Annotated in this window: 22 protein-coding genes; 13 read left to right on the top strand and 9 right to left on the bottom strand. The window is 54.8% G+C overall.

Features of this window, described 5'->3' with window-relative positions:
- Positions 1 to 49: 49 nt before the first annotated feature.
- Positions 50 to 2029, bottom strand: coding sequence for a DEAD/DEAH box helicase (locus H8B13_RS19315; protein WP_133272842.1), 1980 nt, complete (start codon positions 2027 to 2029; stop codon positions 50 to 52).
- Positions 2030 to 2590: 561 nt separating this feature from the next.
- Between H8B13_RS19315 and H8B13_RS19310 the strand changes: the two genes are divergently transcribed.
- The gene (locus H8B13_RS19310; RefSeq protein ID WP_187312466.1) at positions 2591 to 3010 is read left to right on the top strand and encodes an acyl-CoA thioesterase; all 420 of its coding nucleotides are present in this window, start codon (positions 2591 to 2593) and stop codon (positions 3008 to 3010) included.
- Between the two features lie 26 nt (positions 3011 to 3036).
- Here H8B13_RS19310 and H8B13_RS19305 read toward each other — a convergent pair whose 3' ends face one another.
- Positions 3037 to 3366, bottom strand: a complete 330-nt coding sequence (locus H8B13_RS19305) for a DUF5615 family PIN-like protein (RefSeq protein ID WP_187312465.1) — start codon at positions 3364 to 3366, stop codon at positions 3037 to 3039.
- Positions 3350 to 3589 carry a DUF433 domain-containing protein gene (locus H8B13_RS19300; protein WP_187312464.1) on the bottom strand — a complete coding sequence of 80 codons (240 nt, stop codon included), beginning with the start codon at positions 3587 to 3589 and terminating at the stop codon, positions 3350 to 3352. Before H8B13_RS19300 ends, H8B13_RS19305 begins: the two co-directional genes overlap by 17 nt.
- A gap of 87 nt (positions 3590 to 3676) precedes the next feature.
- Here H8B13_RS19300 and H8B13_RS19295 point away from each other — a divergent pair, with 87 nt between their 5' ends.
- Positions 3677 to 3814 (top strand): hypothetical protein, encoded by a 138-nt coding sequence (locus H8B13_RS19295; RefSeq protein WP_187312463.1) that lies wholly within the window; start codon positions 3677 to 3679, stop codon positions 3812 to 3814.
- Between the two features lie 254 nt (positions 3815 to 4068).
- On the opposite strand, the gene H8B13_RS19290 is transcribed toward H8B13_RS19295, so the two are convergent.
- Positions 4069 to 4743, bottom strand: a complete 675-nt coding sequence (locus tag H8B13_RS19290; protein WP_187312462.1) for a hypothetical protein — start codon at positions 4741 to 4743, stop codon at positions 4069 to 4071.
- Between the two features lie 219 nt (positions 4744 to 4962).
- On the opposite strand from H8B13_RS19290, the gene H8B13_RS19285 reads away from it, so the two are divergent.
- Both H8B13_RS19285 and H8B13_RS19280 read left to right on the top strand, forming a co-directional pair.
- On the top strand, positions 4963 to 8409 hold the full coding sequence (locus H8B13_RS19285) for a UvrD-helicase domain-containing protein (protein ID WP_187312461.1): 3447 nt from the start codon (positions 4963 to 4965) through the stop codon (positions 8407 to 8409).
- A 112-nt stretch (positions 8410 to 8521) separates the two neighbouring features.
- Positions 8522 to 9787: a TCR/Tet family MFS transporter gene (locus H8B13_RS19280; RefSeq protein ID WP_187312460.1), complete on the top strand. Its 1266-nt coding sequence runs from the start codon at positions 8522 to 8524 to the stop codon at positions 9785 to 9787.
- Positions 9788 to 9864: 77 nt separating this feature from the next.
- On the opposite strand, the gene H8B13_RS19275 is transcribed toward H8B13_RS19280, so the two are convergent.
- Positions 9865 to 10956: an FUSC family protein gene (locus H8B13_RS19275; protein WP_187312459.1), complete on the bottom strand. Its 1092-nt coding sequence runs from the start codon at positions 10954 to 10956 to the stop codon at positions 9865 to 9867.
- A gap of 42 nt (positions 10957 to 10998) precedes the next feature.
- Positions 10999 to 11523: a vitamin K epoxide reductase family protein gene (locus tag H8B13_RS19270; RefSeq protein ID WP_187312458.1), complete on the bottom strand. Its 525-nt coding sequence runs from the start codon at positions 11521 to 11523 to the stop codon at positions 10999 to 11001.
- A gap of 251 nt (positions 11524 to 11774) precedes the next feature.
- Here H8B13_RS19270 and H8B13_RS19265 point away from each other — a divergent pair, with 251 nt between their 5' ends.
- From H8B13_RS19265 to H8B13_RS19255, 3 genes are read left to right on the top strand one after another with little or no spacing between them, the layout of a single operon-like run.
- On the top strand, positions 11775 to 12248 hold the full coding sequence (locus H8B13_RS19265) for a (2Fe-2S)-binding protein (RefSeq protein WP_166072255.1): 474 nt from the start codon (positions 11775 to 11777) through the stop codon (positions 12246 to 12248).
- Between the two features lie 27 nt (positions 12249 to 12275).
- Complete coding sequence (locus H8B13_RS19260) at positions 12276 to 14531, top strand: xanthine dehydrogenase family protein molybdopterin-binding subunit (RefSeq protein WP_187312457.1); 2256 nt, start codon at positions 12276 to 12278, stop codon at positions 14529 to 14531.
- A gap of 6 nt (positions 14532 to 14537) precedes the next feature.
- On the top strand, positions 14538 to 14864 hold the full coding sequence (locus H8B13_RS19255) for a hypothetical protein (RefSeq protein WP_187312456.1): 327 nt from the start codon (positions 14538 to 14540) through the stop codon (positions 14862 to 14864).
- Positions 14865 to 14891: 27 nt separating this feature from the next.
- Here H8B13_RS19255 and H8B13_RS19250 read toward each other — a convergent pair whose 3' ends face one another.
- On the bottom strand, positions 14892 to 15236 hold the full coding sequence (locus tag H8B13_RS19250) for a DUF6249 domain-containing protein (protein WP_187312455.1): 345 nt from the start codon (positions 15234 to 15236) through the stop codon (positions 14892 to 14894).
- Between the two features lie 48 nt (positions 15237 to 15284).
- Between H8B13_RS19250 and H8B13_RS19245 the strand changes: the two genes are divergently transcribed.
- The 3 genes from H8B13_RS19245 (at position 15285) to H8B13_RS19235 (ending at position 16376) form a co-directional block, all read left to right on the top strand.
- A complete protein-coding gene (locus H8B13_RS19245) occupies positions 15285 to 15458 on the top strand; it encodes a hypothetical protein (protein ID WP_187312454.1) in 174 nt (57 codons plus the stop codon).
- Positions 15459 to 15462: 4 nt separating this feature from the next.
- Complete coding sequence (locus H8B13_RS19240) at positions 15463 to 15954, top strand: RNA polymerase sigma factor (RefSeq protein ID WP_187312453.1); 492 nt, start codon at positions 15463 to 15465, stop codon at positions 15952 to 15954.
- Between the two features lie 134 nt (positions 15955 to 16088).
- Positions 16089 to 16376 carry a hypothetical protein gene (locus H8B13_RS19235; protein ID WP_187312452.1) on the top strand — a complete coding sequence of 96 codons (288 nt, stop codon included), beginning with the start codon at positions 16089 to 16091 and terminating at the stop codon, positions 16374 to 16376.
- 33 nt (positions 16377 to 16409) lie between these two features.
- Here the strand turns inward: H8B13_RS19235 and H8B13_RS19230 are convergent, their stop codons facing one another.
- Complete coding sequence (locus H8B13_RS19230) at positions 16410 to 17333, bottom strand: alpha/beta hydrolase (RefSeq protein WP_187312451.1); 924 nt, start codon at positions 17331 to 17333, stop codon at positions 16410 to 16412.
- 187 nt (positions 17334 to 17520) lie between these two features.
- On the opposite strand from H8B13_RS19230, the gene H8B13_RS19225 reads away from it, so the two are divergent.
- The 3 genes from H8B13_RS19225 to H8B13_RS21425 all read left to right on the top strand — a co-directional run bounded on the left by H8B13_RS19225 (position 17521) and on the right by H8B13_RS21425 (position 19516).
- Positions 17521 to 18516 carry an aldo/keto reductase gene (locus H8B13_RS19225; RefSeq protein ID WP_187312450.1) on the top strand — a complete coding sequence of 332 codons (996 nt, stop codon included), beginning with the start codon at positions 17521 to 17523 and terminating at the stop codon, positions 18514 to 18516.
- Positions 18517 to 18601: 85 nt separating this feature from the next.
- Positions 18602 to 19300, top strand: a complete 699-nt coding sequence (locus H8B13_RS19220; RefSeq protein WP_261990475.1) for an AraC family transcriptional regulator — start codon at positions 18602 to 18604, stop codon at positions 19298 to 19300.
- 9 nt (positions 19301 to 19309) lie between these two features.
- On the top strand, positions 19310 to 19516 hold the full coding sequence (locus H8B13_RS21425) for a helix-turn-helix domain-containing protein (protein WP_261990474.1): 207 nt from the start codon (positions 19310 to 19312) through the stop codon (positions 19514 to 19516).
- On the opposite strand, the gene H8B13_RS19215 is transcribed toward H8B13_RS21425, so the two are convergent.
- Positions 19482 to 20456 (bottom strand): NAD(P)/FAD-dependent oxidoreductase, encoded by a 975-nt coding sequence (locus H8B13_RS19215; RefSeq protein WP_187312449.1) that lies wholly within the window; start codon positions 20454 to 20456, stop codon positions 19482 to 19484. The two genes, H8B13_RS21425 and H8B13_RS19215, sit on opposite strands and share 35 nt — an antisense overlap.
- Positions 20457 to 20569: the final 113 nt, after the last annotated feature.

Here is a 20569-nt window from a genome sequence, read left to right as displayed (position 1 = left end):
TAGTACTACTCACTGCTAAAAGCTGCGAGTAATACTCAGTCTTAACGATCTACTCGTCGAAGTCGTTGGTGCTGCGGGGCTTGTAGCCACCGCCGGTGCTGCCAGCGTTGCCGGCACCGCTGTCGCCATCGCGCTTGCCTTTGTAGCCGCCGCCGTAGCTGCTGCCACCGCCGTCGCGGTTGCCCTTGTAGCCACCTCCGTAGCTAGAGCCACCGCGGTTGCCACCAAAGCTGCTGCCACCACGAGCACCGCCGCCATAGCTAGAACCACCTTCACGACGGTCGCCGTAACTACTGCCACCACGATTTCCACCGTAGCTCGAGCCGCCTTCGCGACGCTCACCGCCACCGTAGCCACCTGGGCCACGACGAGCAGGACGGTTCTCGTTGGCACCGCCGAAGCCGCCTGGACGGCCACCTTCCTGCTTAGCATCACCTTCTTGCACGGGCGTAGCCACGTTGAAGGCAACTGGACGGCCATTGATGCTGGCGCGACCGAGATTGGTTACGATTTCTTCGGCAAACTCCGAAGGCACTTCTACGAAGCTAAACTTGTCGTAGAGGGCGATGTCACCTACTTTACCAGCCGTGAGGCCCGTGCTTTCAGCAATCAGGTCCACGATATCACGTGGGTGAATCCGGTCCTTCTTACCCATGGTCACGAACATGCGAGTGTAGCCAGCACGCGGCGCGCCTTGGGTACGACCAGCGTCGAGGCTTTGCTCCACGCGCTTGTCTTCCTTCATGCTCATTTTGAGCAAGGCAGCGGCGATATCAAGCGAAGTAATTTCTTCGCTCTGATCTAACAGGCGCTGTACGCGACCTACGTACTTCTCTAGGTTGCCTTTCTCGATGACATCCTTGATCTGGGTCAGGAACAGCGTGGTTTTCACCTCGGTCACATCCTCAAACGACGGAACGCGTTCCTGCTTGATGGTAGCCTTGGTGAAGCGCATGATGTCGCGCAGCTTATAGATGTCGCGGCCACTCACGAAGGTGAAGGCGCGACCCGACTTACCGGCACGGCCTGTACGACCGATACGGTGCACGTAGTATTCCTCGTCGGCGGGCAGGTCGTAGTTGATTACAGCCTCCACGTTCTCCACGTCGATACCGCGGGCGGCTACGTCGGTGGCAACAAGGATTTCCAAAGTGCCTTTACGGAACTTGTCGAGCGTATTCTGGCGCTGCTGCTGGCCCATGTCGCCGTGCAAACCTTCGGCGAAATAGCCTTTGGCTTGCAGGTCGCCCACGATTTCGTCTACCATGCGCTTGGTGTTGGCAAACACGATAGCCGACTTCAGATTGAACATGTCAATCAGGCGGGTAAGCACGTCTTTTTTCTGGGGACCACGCACCTCGTAGTACGACTGCTCGATGTTCGAAACAGTCATCTCCTGGTGGTTTACCTTCACGATCTGCGGATCTTTCTGATACCGCTTCGTCATTTCCATGATCGGGCGGCTCATCGTAGCCGAGAAGAACACCGTCTGGCGCTCCTCAGGCATACGCTTGAGCACCGTCTCGATGTCTTCGCGGAAGCCCATGTCCAGCATTTCGTCGGCTTCGTCGAGGATGATCATTTTGCAATGATCCAGCTTCAACGTACCGCGCTCCAAGTGGTCCATTACGCGACCAGGGGTACCAATTACGATCTGCACACCACGCTCCAGGGCGCGGAACTGACGATCGTACGACGAGCCACCATAGATCGGCACCACGGCCAAACCTGACTTGTATTTACCTAGCTTCTGAATTTCACCCGATACCTGCACGGCCAGCTCACGCGTGGGGCAGAGAACGAGTACTTGCGTGTTGCGTGAGTTGGTATCAACGCCTTCGATGGCGGGGATACTAAAGGCCGCCGTTTTGCCGGTACCCGTCTGGGCCTGGCCAATCACGTCGCGACCTGCGAGCAACGCGGGAATTGCCTCTGACTGAATCGGCGAAGCCTCTTCATAGCCTATTTCGGTAATAGCGCGTTGCATTTCTGTCGATAACGACAGTTCTTCAAACTTTACTTTTTCCATGTTGTGTTTAGATGGAATGAGATGAACTAGCTCTGAAAACAGCAGATTCAGCGACGTTCTTCACCCACACTCTCAACAACGACAAGCGACGGACGGAAGACGGTGACGGCCAGAAATTTACAAAAGCAGCCGTAGCTGCGCGGAACGGGGCCATTCTCAAATGCGGGTGCAAAGATACGATTTTATTTCGTAAAAAAGCCCCCCAATGAGAAGATTAGCTTATTGAGCCAACCTTGGGGGGCAAATCGAACGGCGGGTCAACGTTCTGCTTAACCTACTGTGAGGTGCTATAACGCATTTTAAAAATTCACGTTCCGCTATAGTCAAATACTATTCATTAAGAAATAAGTACCTCTCCTAATTCACGTAGTATTAGTTATTTATGATTAAGATAAAATTACGTTTTGTTTCTTCAGCAGCATTGGCTTCTCTGGCTTTTGGTTGCTGATGATATTTAATGGTGTGTATAATCCCATCAAGCAGCAGGTCGTTCAGCGACGAGACGCAAAGTATTGCGTCTCTACACCGTACACGTATAATTACCAGCTGAAACGTTTCCCTATGTCCGAGCCCACGCCTGCCTTCCGCTTTTCCCGCCTGCTTACCGTCGTTGAATCAGATATCGACGAGCTAAACCACGTCAACAATGTGCAGTACGTGCAGTATGTGCAGGATACGGCGGCAGCGCACTGGCTGACCGCCTACCCGCCCGGCGAAGGAGAGCCATATATCTGGGTGGTGCTGGAACACCGCATCCGCTACCACAAGCCCGCGTTTCTGGGCGAGGAACTGCGCTGCACTACTTGGGTAGGAGAAGTACGCGGGGCTCAGTCCCAGCGCTTCGTGCGCATCGAACGGGCCACCGATAACGTGCTGCTCTGCGAAGCCGAAACCCAGTGGGTACTCCTGGACCCGAAGTCGCAACGGCCCAAGCGCGTGGAAGAGAACGTGAAGAAGCGGTTGTGGGAGCCGGTAGGGTGAGGCAGCAAGAAAACTTGTTTTCCTGTTTATTGCGTAGCAATAATAATTGGCCCAACAGGCAGCGTTTTCTTATTCAAATACTCATGCACTCTCGGCGTCAGTTTTGTTAGCTCCATGTAAGTATTGTTGACTGCGGAAAGGACAAAAACGCCTATTATGTATTTCTTAAAATTCTGTTGATGCTGTAGATTTTTATCGAAGGTCAATAGCGCATGAAAATCATTATCTACCATCAATTGCATCAACTGACCGTTCTTGATGCCATTCCAGCCCTTATCTCTCACCGTGTAAATCTCATGCTCAGAAAAGTCTGCCTTTAGCCTTTTAGGTAGATTCTCGTCAAGCAGCAATTTCATAGAGCTTGGCGATATTTTTTGAAGTCATGAGCTTATTGGCGATTTCGAGCGTCGTAATAGCCTGCTGCCTAGTAACCGTCGGAAAGTCATCTAAAAACTCTTCTAACGATACTCCAGCCTCCAGATGATCGAAAAGCGTCTCGACAGGAACCCGTGTTCCCTTGAAGACAGGCTGCCCTCCTAGGATGTCGGAGTCAATGATGATAAGATCTTTCAGTTCCATATCTTAAAGTTACAAAAATGGGATTAAGACTCAATAGAAGGCAGTAAGCTCTTGGGCTATATACGCGGGGCCCAGTCCTAGCGCTTCGTGCGCATCGAGTGGGCCGCCGATAATGTGCTGCTCTGCGAAGCCGAGACCCAGTGGGTACTCCTGGACTCAAAGTCGCAGCGGCCCAAGTGCGTGGAAAAGGACGTGAAGAAGCGGTTGTGGGAGCCGGTGGGGTGAGGAATATTATTAATTCATTACTAATGAAATCAACTGAACGAACATGAAGACACCATAAATCCAGAAAATCACTTTCAGATTTCTTTTAACTTTATTTCCATGCTTCTCAACCCATGAAATGTAGTCGCCTTTTTTATTATCTGCTACATCCCCCTTTCCACTTGCTTATTTAAACATAAATTTCATTATCAGGCAGAAAAACACTGTATCTATAAATGAGATAAACAAAGATGATTCCATATTTATACAAAAATTTAAGCAACGATCAAAGAAAGTCTTCTTATTTCTTTATTAACCTTGACTAGCTTTCTTGCTATCAACACTACCAATAGTATACAAAGCAAGAAAACGGTTAATAGGAAACGAGAAAAATTATTAGTGTTTGAAATAATTTCATTCAATGAAACTCCACCTATTACAATCAAAAAAAGAATGCTTGCTATGAGATGAAATTTTATGTCTTTTGCCTGTTCATAATCAAAAACTTTGCTGGCAAAAATTTCGGCCTCATGCTCTTCTCGTGTTAGTTTTCGAAATGACTTATCAGCTCTTAATTCAAAATGCTTAAAACATGAAGCTTCAAAAATTCTAAGATTTGCTGTTTCAAAATCAGATAGCAGAAATTTTTCTCCAGATTTTGCTTTAAGTTGTATTGATTTATAGTTAATTTTCGCATTAAGATACTTAAATCTAAACCCGATTATATCTTCAAATTGATAAGTTTTTCTCTTCATTCTAAATGGATAAATAAATAAGATTTTATTCAAATCATCATGTATAATTATTATAAGAGTAAACCAATAAACAGAAAAAACCCCGGCAACAAATAAAACAGACACAGCTATCCCAACCATACTTACTACATTTATTTCAGTAGCAATATTCTCAAAAAACATGTAATAAGAACCTAAGCCAAAAAAGCTAAGCATTATAAGTGAAAATAAAATAGTAATTATTCTAATTTGCGTGACCATTGTATATAATCAAAAATATATTTATGACTGTACTGAATTGACCAAACGGCACTACAAGTAACTGCAAACCGTTAGCAGTATACCCTTGGTAGCATAATGCAGGCCAATTAGTAGGCTCTATTGCCACTACTTCCGCTTTACTTTTGCAGAAAAGCCCCCCGATCCTCTCCTATAATGCCCGCCACCTTCCGTATCTATTCCTCTTCTGCCGGATCCGGCAAAACCTATCAGCTTACCAAGGAATACCTGAAGCTGGCGCTGGGGGCCGATGATCCGGCTTACTTCAAGAGCATTCTGGCCATTACGTTTACTAATGATGCGGCCGGGGAGATGAAGGAGCGCATTATTGGGGCGCTGCGGCGGTTTGCCTACCCCACGGCCGAAAACCAGGAAGATGCGCTGCTGCGCGAACTTGCGGCGGAGCTGGCCGCCGACGGTCAGTTTTCGCGCCTCGCCGAGACGCCTCAGGAGCAACAGCAGGAGCTGCGGCGGCGTGCGGCGGCCACGTTTCGGCTGGTGCTGTACCACTACGCCGATTTTGCTGTCAGCACCATCGACTCCTTTGTGCAGCGCATTGTGCAGGCCTTCACGCGGGAGTTGGGCCTGCCCGCCACCTTTGAGGTGGAGCTGGATGGCGACGCGGTGCTGCAAAGTGCCGTGGCGTTGCTGCTCGACAAAGTAAACCGCGACCCCAACTCGGCCCTGCTCTCCCGCTCCCTGGCCGACTACGCACTGAGCAAGGCCGAGGAAGGCCGCAGCTGGAATACTCTCCCCGATGAGCTGGTGCAGTTTGGCCGCTTCCTGCTTTCGGAGCCCGTGCACGAGGCCGTGGAGCAGTTGCAGCGGATGTCGCTTCAGGATTACCGCCGCCTCCACGAGACGCTGCGCCAGCGCCGGGAAGCCATTGAGCAGCAAGTACAAGCCGTGGCCGCCCGCGCCCTGGCCACCCTCGACGCGGCCGGCGTAACCGACGCCGACCTATACCAGGGCAAGAATGGCATCATCGGCTACTTCACCAAGTGGGACGAGCGCCTGCAACCCGATAAGGAGGCCAACAGCTACGTGCGCGCCACCATGGAGCAGGACAAATGGTACAGCGGCAAAGTAAAAACCGCCGCCGACAAGCAGCGCGTGGACGCCGTGAAGTCGGACCTGACGGATGCTTTCGTGGAGCTAGAAACCCTGCGCGCCACCCTCCTGCCCGATTATGTGCTGGTGAACGGCATGATGCCCTACCTGTTTCATGTGTCGCTGCTGAGCGAGCTGAGCAAGGCCGTGGACCAGCTCAGCCGCGAGCGGGGCGTGGTGCTCATCGCGGAGTTTAACCGCCGCATTGCCAGCATTGTGCTGCGCGAGCCGGTGCCGTTTCTCTACGAGCGCATGGGTGAGCGGTATTTGCACCTGCTGATTGACGAGTTTCAGGATACGTCGGTGCTGCAATGGAATAATTTGCTGCCGCTGGTCGAGAACGCCGTGTCGGGGGGCAATTTGAGCCTCGCCGTGGGCGACGCCAAGCAGGCCATCTACCGCTGGCGGGGCGGCGAAATGGAGCAGATTCTGCGGCTGCACAAGAATGAGACGGAGTACCTGTACGGCCGCGTCGCGGACGACGAGTTGCGCGGGCTGCTGGAGGATCGGTATTTCACGTTGGATCAGGCCTTGGAGCCGCAGAATCTAAACGTGAATTATCGGTCGGCGGCGCCCATTATTGACTTCAACAACTCGTTTTTTGAGTTTGTGAGCAAGGGCCACGAGGGATTGCCGCTGGTGGGGGGCATTTATGATGAAGAGTTTGGGCAAGTAGGACCTGCTGCTTCCCAGCCCACTCCTTCCGCTACTGGAGTTGGTCACATCGAGCTACTCTTCACCGAAGACGCGGCCCCCGCCCGCCGCTACTCTCCTGCCACTGGCACTTACTCCGACGAACCTCTCCCCGGCCTGCCCCTCACCCATCTGCTTGATTACGAGGAAAGCACCCTGTATCTCACCCTGCAACTAGTAGAGCAGGCCCTAGAAGATGGGTTTCGCCTTCAGGATATTGCCGTGCTCTGCCGCCGTCGCGACAGTAGCCGACGCGTCGCGAAGTTTCTGAAGGAGCGTGGCTACCCCATTATTTCGGCCGATTCGTTGTCGCTGGAATTTGCGGAGGTCGTGAATTTGTTAGTGGCCGTGTTTCGGGTGCTGAACCAGCCGGCCGATACGCTGGCTCGTGCGGAAGCCTTGCTGCTGGTGGATAAAGTTGTGCGGCATTTGCCCCCCACGCCGGCCCGCGCCCGCCGCATTGCCGAGTTGGCCAACAACGATAAAGCCCTGCCCTTTTTCGACGAGCTGCGCGACCTGGGCTACGACGTGCAGGAGCGCGAAACTGGCAACCTCGGCCTGTACGAGCTCACTGAACGCCTCATTGGCATGTTCGGGCTGCTGGGCCGCAATGCGGAAAGTGAGTACCTCTTCCGCTTCCTCGATCTGACCTTGGAATTCAGTCTGCGCTTCGGCAACAACCTGAATAACTTTCTGGCTTACTGGCAGCAGAAGAAAAGCTCTTTGAGCATCAACGCCCCCGCCGGCCGCGACGCCATTACTATTACCACCGTGCACAAAGCTAAGGGCTTGGCCTACGGTGTGGTCATCGTGCCCTTCGCCGACTGGAGCCTGACGCCCCACCGCAACACCTTGCTTTGGGGTCGCCTGACCGAGGAGGAAAAGCCAGTGCCGGAAATGCCCCCCATCGCCGTGGTCAGCCAGACGCAAGCTTTGACGCGGACGCCCTTGGCTCAGCAGTACACGGAGGAGTTGGAAAAGACCTTTCTCGAAGGCTTAAACATGCTGTACGTGGCCTTTACCCGCCCGCGCCACCGCCTGTACGCCATCAGCCGCCGTCCGAAGCCTAGCAAAAGCAGTTCGTCACGCTCCGCGGAGGCAGAAACGCCCCCCAGCGAGCAAGCTAAGACCATAGCGGAGCTATTGCACCGCTACTTACTAAGCACTGAGCAATGGGATGACGAGCGTACCGCCTACGTGCTGTCCGATGCTCAGCACCGGGTTCCGACTATCAAAAACGTCACGGCCACCACCGGCAATTGGCAGCTTCATAATCTTACCAGCACACCTTGGGAAGAGCGCCTGCGCCTGCGCCGGCACGCCAATACCGTCTTTGATTTCGACGACCAACAGGTGCAGCGCGAATGGAGTCGGAAGCTTCACTACGCTTTGCGCCGTACCATTCTGGCGTCGGATGTGGAGCGCGTGGCTACGCACCTTGTCGCTGAAGGCTTGGTGAGTACAAAGGAGCGCCCCGCACTCCTGACCCTCCTTAGCCGGACGGTACAGAACCCGCAGCTCGCCCATTACTTTAGTCGTGAAGTATCGGCTGAGACGGAACGCGAAATCCTGGTTGGTGGTGTGCCGCGACAGGATTATAAACCCGACCGGATCGTTTTTGAGCCCAACGTAGGGCCTGCGCCCGGCCGCGTCACGCTGCTCGATTTCCGGATTCCGCCGCCCGAGCCCCAGCACCGCCGCTTGCTTCAGCAGTATGGGGGGCTTTTCCAGCAACTAGGCTACACCGATATTCAGCATGTGCTGTATTACTTTGATACAGAGGAAGTAATTATCTTCTAAGTCCTCAAAATACTTGCCACTAAATTTAGTATATCTACTATTATATTTAGTATTTAATGGCGTTATTTGGGCCTCAGGTTTTCTTATTGCTCATCCATAAAAAAGCCCCCCAATGGCCGAAAACCGTAAAGCCGCGCTTGGCTTCATTTTCATCACGCTGCTGCTGGACGTTATTGGGTTCGGCATTATCATTCCGGTTCTGCCCACGCTTATTCGGGAGTTGATTGGCGGCACCCTGAGCGAAGCAGCACAATACGGCGGCTGGATGCTGTTTGCCTTTGCCGGAATGCAATTTCTGTTTTCGCCGGTGCTCGGCAACCTCAGCGACCAGTACGGCCGACGCCCGGTGCTGCTGTTTGCCCTGTTCGGGTTTGGGTTGGATTACCTGTTTCTGGCTTTTGCTCCTACCGTGGGCTGGCTGTTCGTGGGGCGCATTATTGCGGGTATCACCGGCGCCAGCTTCACCACGGCCTCGGCTTACATCGCCGATATCAGCCCCCCAGAGAAACGGGCGCAGAACTTCGGCATGATTGGCGCCGCCTTTGGCTTAGGCTTTATCATTGGGCCAGTGATTGGCGGCTTGCTGGGGCAATATGGTCCGCGAGTGCCGTTTATGGCGGCGGCTGGTCTCACCCTGCTCAACTGGCTCTATGGTTACTTTGTCTTGCCCGAATCATTGGCTAAGGAAAACCGACGGCCCTTCGATTGGAAGCGGGCCAATGCGGTGGGCTCTTTGAAGCAGTTGCAGCGCTATCCGGTTATTTTGGGCTTGGTGGGCTCAATGCTGCTGCTTTACATTGCGGCCCACGCTACCCAAAGCACCTGGTCGTATTATACCATGTACAAGTTTGGGTGGAATGAAAAGTGGGTTGGCTACTCCCTCGGAGCCGTGGGCCTGATGACGGCCCTGGTGCAAGGCTTGCTTATTCGGGTTATAAATCCACGATTGGGGGCCAAGCGCTCGGTGCTGGTGGGTATGACACTGTATGCCATCGGTTTTACGCTATTTGCTTTCGCCTCCAAGGGCTGGATGATGTTCGCTTTTCTGGTTCCTTACAGTCTGGGGGGCATTGCGATGCCGGCCTTGCAGGGCATTATGTCGGGGCAGGTGCCGGCCAATGAGCAGGGCGAATTGCAGGGCGCGCTCACCAGTCTGGTCAGTGCCACGTCCATCATCGGCCCACCGATGATGACGAACTTATTCTCGTATTTCACTGGTTCGCAGGCCCCGGTGCATTTTCCCGGCGCGGCTTTCCTCACTGGCGCCGTTCTGACGGTCGTGAGCACCGTGTTGGTCATGCGCTCCCTGGCCAGCTATGTAGCACCGATGCACCCGGAGCCGGCTGCCACTCCGCAAAATGAGCCCGCCGAGGCTTAATTCTAAACTTTAGGGAGGAGCCTATTCACTGGCTTCTTCATTTATAAGTGTGCTTTAGCTGTATTCCCAAAGCATTTCTAGTTAGCTGCTGGTCGCCGTGCATACAGGTGCTGAAGACCTTCGCCCACCCCAAATACTGCCAGCGCAATGCCTGCGCCCAGCAGTGTATCCAGCATGCGGCCTTCCACTGGTACCAAGGAGTTGCCCACGTGCCCGGCCGTGGAATTCATTAGGGCAAGCGGGGTAATAAAGAGCAGGGCCAGCGCATAGTTGCGAGCCGCCACCACTTCTGTCGCCGCCTGCAGCAGCATGAGCAGCGCCACCAGGCCTAAGCCTGAAGGCTGAGCCAAGGCCATCAGTTCGAATACGCCAATACCGATCAGCGTGCCCCCCACGCGCTGCACCGCCCGAATGGCAGTAAGCCGCCGCGTAACGCTCGACTGAAGCACGGCCATCGCTGATAACACCACCCAGTACGACCGGTACGCCCCTAGCGGGCGACTGACGAGGGTGGCTCCCGCCACGGCCACCACTATCCGCACCGTCAGGGTGACCGTGTCGGCATCAAGGTGAAGCCGCGGAAACAGCTTGCCCAGTCCGGTGGGCGGCCCATTGCGCTGCCGCACCGAAGGCCACAGCAGCGGCAGAATAACAACCAGATACGCCAGTAAAGAGCCCACCGCCACCAACCCGATAAGCGGCATACCGGGCAGCCCCACGCCCCCCAGCGCTTTAGGCATAGCCAAGTGGCTGCTTACCGCCGCTACCAATACAAACATCATTGGGCCGGGAGGACCGAGCCGCACACCCAAGGCCAGCGTGCACGCCATCGCACTCACAATGACCACGCACGCGCTGGTCAGCCATATATTGCCCGAGCATGCTACGCCAAGCGCTGCCGACAACACCAGACCCGCCGCCACCAGCGGCAGCAGATGCAGACGGTCGCGGCGGCTGAGGCTGGCACCGTAGAGAGCTGTAAACGCTCCCAGCGCCGCCTGGAGCCCCCATCCCTGCTGACCAATGGCCGTAAACAGCCCCATCGGCAAGCCAAGCGCCAACCCGGCCTCTACTCCCGCCTTCCACCGCCAGGGAACCGGGTTAAGCTGAACCACGCTAAGTAAAGCGCGTCGCGAGCGGACAACATTGCGTCGGAGGGGTCTGCGCATGAATCAAGCATTCGGCTGGCACTAGTCGCTACTGTATTCTGGTCACGCGGGCTGGGCCCTGCCATTATTGCCGCCAAAAGCTTTGACCGCTCTTATTACCTCCGGCACCGCCAAAGCCACTGACGCTACCGAGGCCACCGTAGCGACTTGGCAGTAAAAGCACAGGGCTTTGTTTTCGGCCCATTCCTCTTGCCCCAGCTTCACGGCCGTCAGCGTATCAGCGAGCGTTTTGACGCCCATAGCAATGGGTAAAGCGGGAACCTGCGTTGCCCGATTTTTGCCCCCCGCGCCCGCCAGCCAAGCCGTGATACCGTAGCTCACGATCATCATCAGGGCATCGGGCGTGTCGAAGCGCTTGTAGGCGTAGTCGGAGGCGTCGACTTTGGGCGAGTTAAAAAGCCCCCCAGACGGCGGATCGGGCAAGGTTTTGATGATACCCGTTTGATAAAGACCCACAATTTGCCCAGCGGCAGCGCCCAGCATAGAGAGGCCAACAATCCAGCGGCGGCGGTTCAAGTCGGGGGTGTCGGCGTTGCGGAGCTCGTCGCTCAGTTGGGTAGGATTCATAGCGTTGCGATTATGTTGTGATATGATAAGCTTTGACGTACGCGCGCCGTTGAGGGGAAGTTGGTAGCAATATTTTGGTCAGATCCTGCCCCAGCCTCCTGAGCCGATTTGCCAAAACCCTGAGCTGGGGGGCTTTTTCGGCGAAATAAGGCTGGGACCAATGCAAACTACTGAAGCGCCAGGGCAACAGTCGAGCTTTCTGGTATATCCTTTTGCCGCTGGTCGGAGTATTTCCTGGAAACGCCTCGAGTATGGAAGCCGAATTTACTCTACACGTCAACGGCCAGGCGCGCACCGTGCGCGTCGATCCGGCCACGCCCCTGCTGTATGTCCTGCGCGACGATCTGGGCCTGAACGGGCCCAAGTTTGGCTGCGGCTTGCAGCAGTGCGGCTCCTGCATGGTCTTACTCGATACTATTGCCTGGCCCAGCTGTCAGTTGCCAGTAGCCAACGTGCAGAACGCGGCCATTACTACCCTGGAAGGCCTCACCCGCCCCGACGGCAGCCTTCATCCCGTGCAACAGGCCTTTGTGGATGAGCAGGCGGCTCAGTGCGGCTATTGCCTAAATGGGATGGTCATGTCGGCGGTGGCTTTGCTGACGGTGCACCCCAAGCCCGATGACCAGACGATCCGCAATGCATTATTTCGAGTGCTATGCCGTTGTGGCGTGCACTCGCGGGCATTGGCTGCAATCAAAAAGGCCGCAGATTCGATGAAATCTTAGACATACGGACTTTATCCATTTGTATATATGGCAGCGCAATACCCATCCCAACTCTCTCATTCGCGCCGCGATTTTATAAAAAGCGTCGGCTGCCTGACTATTGCCTTTGTGCTGGGCAGTGGGGCTGACGTGTTGGCGGGTGAAAGCGTAGTAGCGGACGAGTTGCCAGAAAGTCTGGCTAAAAATCCGCGTATTAATGCCTGGTTGGAAGTGCTGGCTAATGGTCGCGTGCGGGTGCTTACCGGCAAAACCGAAATTGGTCAGGGCATTCGCACAGCTGTGGCTCAGATTGCGGCCGAAGAGCTAAATATGTCCATGGAGCGCGTGGAAGTTGTACTAGCCGAAACCGGCCGCACCCCCGACGAGCGCTATACATCAGGCAGCGCCTCCATCGAGACTAGCGGTATGAGCATTCGCTACGCCGCCGCGGCCGCCCGACAACAATTGCTTGGCTTAGCTGCCCGTCAGCTCCGAGTAAAAGCAAGCCAGCTCCGTCTTGCTGATGGCATGATACGCACCACCGATGGAAAGCGCCAGCTCTCGTTTACCCAATTGTTAAAAGGAAAACAATTACAAGGTGAAGTAAAATTACCAGTCCAGCTTAAAGCGAAAAGTGAGTACCAGCATGTAGGCAAACCAGTACGACGCGACGATATCGAACGCATGGTGCGGGCTGAACCAGTATACGTGCAAGACTTGCGCTTTCCGGGCATGGTACACGCCCGCGTGCTGCGCCCAACTTCCTATTGGGGGAAATTAGCTAAGCTGGACACCGCCGAAATGCAGCGGCAGATACCAGGCTTGCTCAAAACTGTGGTTGACGGTAGTTTCGTGGGGTTTATTGCTGAAAAAGAGTGCCAAGCCAAAGGAGCTCAGGACTACGGCATCCAGCACGCCCAGTGGACCAACGGCCCGGCGCTCCCCACCAAACAAGCCCTTCCGGAGTTACTCACTACCCTGCCGGCCATTACCAAACGCGCCGTAAATAAGGGCGACATGAGCAGCTTTGATGCGACAACTGCCGGCTCTGCTCCTACCGACGCATCGCTTAGTGCGCGCTACTTTAAACCTTACCTTATGCACGCTTCTGTGGGCCCAAGCTGCGCGGTGGCGCTGTTTGACCAAGAAGATAGTTTACACATTTGGACACATAGCCAAGGTGTATATCCGCTGCGCAACACCCTGGCTGCGTTGCTAAAAATGCCCCCCGAGCGTATTCACGTGAAGGCGGTGCCGGGCTCAGGCTGCTACGGTCACAACGGCGCCGATGATGTAGCCGCCGACGCGGCGCTGCTAGCCCGCGCCTACCCCGGCCGCCACGTGCGCCTGCAATGGTCGCGGGATGATGAGCACGCCTGGGAGCCTTACGGCAGTGCCATGCTCATGCAACTCGACGCCCGGCTTGATTCAGAAGGAAGCATAACGCACTGGCAAAATAATATCTGGTCGGATACGCATAGCACGCGGCCGGGGGGCAAACCCGAGTCGTTGCTGGCCGCCCGATTGTTGGCCCAGCCGGCCTTGCCAACGCCAGCGACGGAAGTGAGCAGTGCCATTTACCGCAACGGTGAGCCGCTCTATGCCATTCCCAACCAACGCCTTGATACGCATTACGTGCAGGGACCGCTGCGCGTGTCGGCGCTGCGGGGGCTGGGGGCCTTCGGAAATGTCTTTGCGCTGGAGTCGTTTATGGATGAATTGGCCTTACAAGCCAAGCAGGATCCGTGGGAGTTTCGGTTGCGTCATCTCACCGATAAGCGCGCCAAAGCCGTGATTCAACGGACGCGGGAGATGATTAAAAACGAAAAGCTGGCCCCTGGTGAGGGATTCGGCCTTGGCTTCGCCCAATACAAAAACCAGGCGGCCTACTGCGCGGTGGTGGCTAAGGTGCACGTGGCCGAAGAGATGGGCACCATCCGCGCCCTGCACCTTTGGGCCGCCATCGATGCGGGCGAAACGATCAACCCCGACGGCCTAAAAAACCAAACGGAAGGCGGCATGATACAGGCCTCCAGCTGGACGCTGAAAGAGGAAGTGCTCTTCAACGAGCAGCACATTACAAGTCGGCAGTGGGAAACCTATCCCATCTTCCGCTTCGACGAAGTGCCCGCCGTGACGGTATCTATCATTGATCGGCCTACTGAAAAGCCCCTCGGCGCGGGTGAGGCTGCCCAAGGGCCAACGGCAGCTGCCCTAGCCAATGCTGTGTTTCAAGCCTGTGGGAAGCGTATTCGGTCGCTGCCCATTCGGCCGGAAAAGCTGGTACAGATCAAGGAATCCTAACTGCGTATGACGTCCCAACTTTTACTTACCGTAGCAGAGAGCTACCGCCTGACCGGTTTGGGCGTGCTAGCTATTGGTCAGCACCCGGCGCCCGTATTGCAGCAATTTGCCTTACACACCAAGCTCGAAGTTCACGTCCATTTTCCAGACGGCCACCATAAAATGGTCGTTGCTAGCGTAGAGGAAATGTCGCGGCCCGCTAAAACAGCTTCGCCCAACGCGGAACCTGCAACACAAAGGGATGCCGTGCTGCTGTTAGAGTCGGATGTAGTTACAGATTTGCCCCCCGGCACCGAAATCTGGTGGTCCGGTGAGGCAGATTTGCTTTCTTGATAGGTGACTAGATGAAAGACTAGGGCGTTACTCTCCCGTTTCGCGCTTGTCAATTTGCCGGTTGATGACAAAATAGTAGACTACCAGGCTCAAGCCACCGAGCAGCACGCCCAGCGGCACCCCAATGGGATAGCCAAACGGCTCACGGCCAATCCAATCGCCGATCAGCGTACCTGTTACCACTGCCGTTACCACCATTCCAATTTTCAGTGTGCGGCGGCGAACATGAAAGGTATTTGGGTCGAGGCCTTTATCAATAAGCGCCAGCCGCTCGCGGGTTCGGGCCGTGAAGTAGAGGTACGCAATGCCGAAGATGGTGCCGAAGAACAAGACGGGCACAATAAGCAGAGTGAAGGAGTTGAAGAGTTCCATGGCAGCTGATTGGTTAGTTGAGGGCTTCATCATCTTGGACGCCCTTGAATGCGAACTGGTTACAAGCGGCAGGGCTTGAAATATTTTACTTTCGGTAGTGTAACCGACCATGTAGAGCCAGCGTCCAATCAGGTAATGGCACCCGTAGCAGACAAAGCGCTGATTGAGCAAGTAGTAGGGGGGGCAAACGGCGGCGTTTGCCGTACTCCTCAACCGGTATGAGCACATGGCGTTTCAGATTGCTTACCGCCTGCTGCGCCACCGTGAGTTGGCCGAAGAGGTCACCCAGGACGCTTTTCTGAAAGCATATCATGCGCTGCCGACTTTCAAGGGCGACGCGAAGTTTTCGACCTGGCTTTACCGTATCGTCTACACAACGGCCGTGTCGCGCGGACGCAAGAAAGGATTGCCTACCGAAGCTCTCCCCACCGACGACGACTCGTCGCTGCCTTCAGTTATCGATACCACGCAGGATCAACCCCAACGGCTAGCCGAACAAGATCAAAAGGCTTACCTCGAAGCCGCGCTGGCCCCCCTGCCTGCCGACTACCATTTGCTCTTGACGCTCTACTACGAGCATGACCACTCCATTGAGGAAATCAGCCACATTACGGGCACGTCGAAGGCCAATGTGAAAGCTCGGCTTCTGCGCACTCGCCGCAAGCTATATACTGCCCTTCATTTGCTGCTAAAGCAAGAATTACCTGAACTGCTATGAGCCCGGAAGAACTAGAAAAGGACAAATTGCTGGCTTCCCTGCTGCCTAAAACGTATCAGCCCCCCGCTCCCGAAACGCTACTCCCTCGCGTGATGGAAGCGGTAGCTGCTGCCTAACAGCGCCAAGCCATTCGGATGGAACCCCTCATCTCCCGCCGGGTTTGGCGTAGCATTGGCGCTAGTCTGGCAGTGCTGCTACTTGTAGATCTGGGATTGGGACTGCTGGCTATTGTTTCTTGGCCAGCTGTAAGCGAAATACTCGGGCAGCAGGTACAACTTCCTTCCTCGCTTCTAGTTGGCGAGTGGGCCACATCTAGCTTACTCGGACAACGTCTGCTGGTCGTGGCCTTGATTATCAGCGGGTTTTTGCTGCTGGATAAATGGTGGACTTTCAACCCGTTTAGGGAGCGTCGCTCCTCCTGAAAACTGTGTTAGAATTCCAATAACATCTCAAATCTACTTTTTTAACCAGCCATTAGCTCCCAGCCAATTCTGCAAACTGGCGCTCCAATCTTCTTGAGTCGTTTTGTTTTTCAAGCCAAAGCCGTGGCCGCCGCGTGGGTACAAGTGCATTTCAGTGGGCACTTTGTGCTTCAGCAAAGCCTCATAGAATACAATGCTATTCATTACGGGCACCGTTGAGTCGTCCTGGGCGTGCACCATAAACGTGGGGGGCGTTTGGGCCGTCACCTGCGTCTCGTTGGAATAGAGCCGGATCTGGGCAGCGGTGGGCTGCTCGCCAATGAGATTAGTGCGCGAGCCAGCGTGCTTCAGGCTATCCGAAAAGCTGATAACCGGATACATGAGCACCAAAAAATCGGGGCGGACGGACGTGGTTTTGTCGGTTGGCTGGCCCACGGGCTGCGCAAAGTGAGTACCTGCCGTGGACGCCAAATGCCCCCCAGCCGAAAAACCCATTATGCCCACGCAGTTGGGGTTGATGTTGAACTTGCTGCCCTGCTGGCGCACTAGTCGCAATGCCTGCTGAGCATCCAGCAATGGTGCAATGGACTTGTCGGGCTGGCTTTGGTCGTTGGGTAAGCGGTATTTGAGCACAAATGCGGCGACGCCCATCTCATTCAATCGCTTGGCTACGTCGTAGCCTTCGTGGTCAATGGAAAGCCGCGTATAGCCGCCGCCCGGACAAATAACCACGGCGGTGCCGTTGGCTTTGTCGCTGGGGGGCAAAAATACCGTGAGCGTGGGCTGCACCACGTTGGAAATGCGCACGCCACCATTGGGCAAGGTCACGCTGGTTTCCTGCACACTACTGGGCTTGGAGTTCGGAATAGTGCCCGTATACAGCGGCAGTATCTGAATTTGGGCGAGCACGGATTGTGCAGCCAGGCACAACAAAACGAAAGGAAGCAGATTTTTCATAAGTAGCGACAGGAATGCATAGGAAGAGGTTTTTCACTAAAATAGTAAGCAAAGTACAAGGAAGCACAGCACTTCGGCAGCGTTTTGTATAGCACAAACCGGATTTTGTATAGGCTCCGGCGTGGGTTCTGCCCGGACCTTTGTAGAGTAAGAAAGAAGATAATTTTTACTCTAACCAACACAGCAGATGAGCACTATCAAAAAAGTAGTATTAGGCAGTCAGGGGCTAGAAGTCGCAGCGGAAGGCCTGGGCTGCATGGGCATGACGGGCGGCATTAACGGCATGAGCGTATACGGCGAGGCCGATGAAGCAGAAAGCCTCGCCACCCTACACCGGGCGTTGGAGTTGGGCGTAACGATGCTGGACACCGCCGATTTGTACGGCCCCCTGCATAACGAGCGGCTCGTGGGCAAAGCCCTCGTCGGCAAGCGCGAGCAATTTGTCGTGGCCACGAAGTTTGGGTTCGAAATAGACGACAACGGCAATTGGACCGGCCAGTACAACGGCTGCCCCAAGTACGTGCGCAAATCCGTGGAACGCTCCCTGCGCAACCTCAGCACAGACTACATCGACCTCTACTACCTGCACCGCGTCGACCCGAATACGCCCATTGAAGACACGGTGGGTGCCATGAGCCGATTGGTGGAAGAAGGCAAAGTGCGTTACCTGGGGCTTTCAGAAGTATCCGCCGACACCTTGCGCGTTGCCCACAAAATATACCCCATCACGGCCTTGGAAAGCGAGTATTCCCTGTTCGACCGCCGCGTGGAGGAAGAGGGAATTATTGAGGCGGCCCGTGCACTGGGTATTGGCTTTGTGGCTTACTCGCCGCTCGGCAGGGGCTTTTTATCGGGTGAAATTAAAACGCCCGATGACTTTGAGGTCAACGACTCACGCCGAATTTTTCCGCGCTATCAGGGCGAGAATTTCTACAAAAACATTGCCTTGGTAGAGAAGTTGAAAGCGTTGGCCGAAGCAAAGAGCGTGACAGCTTCCCAACTAACTTTGGCTTGGGTGTTGGCCCAGGATGTAGTCGTGATACCCGGCACCAAGCGCCGCAAATATCTCGAAGCCAACGTAGCCGCAGCCAGTATGCAGCTAAGCTCTGCGGAGCTAGCTGAACTGGACGCTATTATGCCGATAGGCAGTGTAGCGGGCGCGGCGTATCCGGCTGGCTTTTAGTATTGCTTACTCAACTGCCATTTTCCGTCATTCAGCAATAGTTAGATATAGCCGAACGGCGGAAAAGCAGTTAACTTTTACCATCATGAAACAGCCCACAAAAGAGTTCCGGATACTGTCTACCGTCACCGACTATACCCGGTTTTACGGTTTGCCCGCTCCTGCGCATCCCCTGCTCACGCTCATCGACCTGGCAGCTTGCCGCAACCTGCCGCGGGTGATGACGCCCGTGGTGCAGCAGCTCTACACTGTTTCGTTGAAGCGCAACCTTAAAGGCCAGCTATTTTACGGACACCAATCCTACGACTTCAGCGAGGGCGTGATGGTTTTTCTGGGGCCCGGCCAAGTGTTTGCGGTCAGCGAAACCCTCGATACCTCCGAAATAAGCGGCTGGATGCTGGTCTTCCACCCAGACTTATTATTGAAATACCCTCTGGGCAAGAAAATAACCAGCTACGGCTTCTTTTCTTATGAGCTACACGAAGCCCTGCACTTATCGGCCCGCGAGGAAAGCTTGCTAGATGGACTCCTACACGGGATACAGAGCGAATACGAGCAGCCCATCGATACCTTCAGCCAAGATGTGCTAGTATCGCAATTGGAAGTGCTGCTCAACTACGCTAACCGCTTTTATCATCGGCAGTTCGTGACGCGGCGCACGGCCGAGCACGACCTGCTCACGCGCTTCGAGTTACTACTGACCACCTACTTCGCGCAGCATGGCAACCGACCCCTGCCCAGGGTGCAGCATTTTGCCGACGAGTTCAGCGTATCGCCCACCTAAATCAGCGACATGCTGCGCACGCTCACAGGCCAAACTACTCAGCAGCATCTGCACCACGGCCTGATTGAGGAAACGAAGCGTCTCCTACTAACCACGTCGCTTTCCATCAACGAAACCGCGTTTCAGTTGGGCTTCGAGTATCCGCAGTACTTCACCCGCCTGTTCAAAAGCAAGACGAGCGTTACGCCGGCCGCGTTTCGGTTTTCAGCTCAGTAGAGAGCATTGCCACCAAGTCTTCATCAATCAGTTCTCGGTTTATCCAGCTACCGGCCTTCACGCCGCTGGCACTGGCCATGGTTATCTGGCGCATCGGACTACTATTATCTCCTGCCGCAAAAACTCCGGGCACAGTAGTCTGACCAAACTCAGTTACTGAAATCAGACCGGTAGCGGTAATCTCACAGCCTATCTGCTCCGCTAAATTGGTGTGGTGCCGAAACGGGACGCGGGCAAACATGGCAGTCAGCGGCACCCGTGAACCGTCTTGAAAATAGACAGCGCGCATCAATCCGTTTTCATGCTCAATACGCGAGATAGGACTTTCAATAAGTGGAATGCCCAGCTGCTGTACTTGCCGCTGTTGCTCGGCGCTTAGCGTCGATAGGCCGTTGGTGAACAGCGTGAGGTCCTTGCTCCAGTTCTGAGTAAGGCGAACCAACTCATAGCCTGCGTCACCATTTCCCAACAAGCCCAACGGTTGGCTATGCACTTCATAGCCATGACAATACGGGCAGTGCAGCACCGACTTGCCCCAGCATTCGGCGAAGCCCTCGATGGGCGGCATCAGATCCTCTACGCCCGTCGCCAGCAGGACCCGACGCGCAAAAAAAGCCCCCCGCTCGTCAGTCTGCACCACAAACCCGCTTCCATTCTGGGCGATATTCGTTACGAAGCTTGCCAGAAAAGTTACCGTTGAATAAGCTACCGCCTGGGCTTTGGCCAGGGCCAAAAGTTGCGCAGGCGTTTCCCCATCCCGCGTCATAAACCCGTGCGAATGGGGCGTATAGCGATTGCAAGGCTGGCCACCGTCAATGACTAATACCTTACGCAAGGAACGCCTCAGCATCAGCGCTGCACTTAGCCCAGCCGCACTGCCGCCAATAATTAGTACGTCGTAGGTTGCTTGTAATGCGGAATTGACAGAGGATGAAGCCATAGGTATGGATATAAGAGCAACAGGGCATTTGCTTAACCTTTACAGCAGATAGAGTGCTCTTTAACCTAAAAGTAGAGAAGCCCGACCACAAATGCAACTTTGTTGCATTTGTG

It is taken from the genome of Hymenobacter sp. BT188 (assembly GCF_014333585.1).
Lineage (GTDB): Bacteria > Bacteroidota > Bacteroidia > Cytophagales > Hymenobacteraceae > Hymenobacter.
This window is presented reverse-complemented; position numbering and strand designations above follow the sequence as displayed.

What these genes read in the sequence shown, in the direction of transcription:
- H8B13_RS19315 (WP_133272842.1), bottom strand. Translation starts at nt 2,029, where the DNA reads ATGGAAAAAGTAAAGTTTGAAGAACTGTCGTTATCGACAGAAATGCAA.
- H8B13_RS19240 (WP_187312453.1), top strand. Translation starts at nt 15,463, where the DNA reads ATGGCGTTTCAGATTGCTTACCGCCTGCTGCGCCACCGTGAGTTGGCC.
- H8B13_RS19215 (WP_187312449.1), bottom strand. Translation starts at nt 20,456, where the DNA reads ATGGCTTCATCCTCTGTCAATTCCGCATTACAAGCAACCTACGACGTA.
- H8B13_RS19265 (WP_166072255.1), top strand. Translation starts at nt 11,775, where the DNA reads ATGGAAGCCGAATTTACTCTACACGTCAACGGCCAGGCGCGCACCGTG.
- H8B13_RS19250 (WP_187312455.1), bottom strand. Translation starts at nt 15,236, where the DNA reads ATGGAACTCTTCAACTCCTTCACTCTGCTTATTGTGCCCGTCTTGTTC.
- H8B13_RS19275 (WP_187312459.1), bottom strand. Translation starts at nt 10,956, where the DNA reads ATGCGCAGACCCCTCCGACGCAATGTTGTCCGCTCGCGACGCGCTTTA.
- H8B13_RS19260 (WP_187312457.1), top strand. Translation starts at nt 12,276, where the DNA reads ATGGCAGCGCAATACCCATCCCAACTCTCTCATTCGCGCCGCGATTTT.
- H8B13_RS19230 (WP_187312451.1), bottom strand. Translation starts at nt 17,333, where the DNA reads ATGAAAAATCTGCTTCCTTTCGTTTTGTTGTGCCTGGCTGCACAATCC.
- H8B13_RS19255 (WP_187312456.1), top strand. Translation starts at nt 14,538, where the DNA reads ATGACGTCCCAACTTTTACTTACCGTAGCAGAGAGCTACCGCCTGACC.
- H8B13_RS19310 (WP_187312466.1), top strand. Translation starts at nt 2,591, where the DNA reads ATGTCCGAGCCCACGCCTGCCTTCCGCTTTTCCCGCCTGCTTACCGTC.
- H8B13_RS21425 (WP_261990474.1), top strand. Translation starts at nt 19,310, where the DNA reads ATGCTGCGCACGCTCACAGGCCAAACTACTCAGCAGCATCTGCACCAC.
- H8B13_RS19290 (WP_187312462.1), bottom strand. Translation starts at nt 4,743, where the DNA reads ATGCTTAGCTTTTTTGGCTTAGGTTCTTATTACATGTTTTTTGAGAAT.
- H8B13_RS19300 (WP_187312464.1), bottom strand. Translation starts at nt 3,589, where the DNA reads ATGGAACTGAAAGATCTTATCATCATTGACTCCGACATCCTAGGAGGG.
- H8B13_RS19235 (WP_187312452.1), top strand. Translation starts at nt 16,089, where the DNA reads ATGGAACCCCTCATCTCCCGCCGGGTTTGGCGTAGCATTGGCGCTAGT.
- H8B13_RS19280 (WP_187312460.1), top strand. Translation starts at nt 8,522, where the DNA reads ATGGCCGAAAACCGTAAAGCCGCGCTTGGCTTCATTTTCATCACGCTG.
- H8B13_RS19245 (WP_187312454.1), top strand. Translation starts at nt 15,285, where the DNA reads ATGCGAACTGGTTACAAGCGGCAGGGCTTGAAATATTTTACTTTCGGT.
- H8B13_RS19225 (WP_187312450.1), top strand. Translation starts at nt 17,521, where the DNA reads ATGAGCACTATCAAAAAAGTAGTATTAGGCAGTCAGGGGCTAGAAGTC.
- H8B13_RS19285 (WP_187312461.1), top strand. Translation starts at nt 4,963, where the DNA reads ATGCCCGCCACCTTCCGTATCTATTCCTCTTCTGCCGGATCCGGCAAA.
- H8B13_RS19305 (WP_187312465.1), bottom strand. Translation starts at nt 3,366, where the DNA reads ATGAAATTGCTGCTTGACGAGAATCTACCTAAAAGGCTAAAGGCAGAC.
- H8B13_RS19220 (WP_261990475.1), top strand. Translation starts at nt 18,602, where the DNA reads ATGAAACAGCCCACAAAAGAGTTCCGGATACTGTCTACCGTCACCGAC.
- H8B13_RS19270 (WP_187312458.1), bottom strand. Translation starts at nt 11,523, where the DNA reads ATGAATCCTACCCAACTGAGCGACGAGCTCCGCAACGCCGACACCCCC.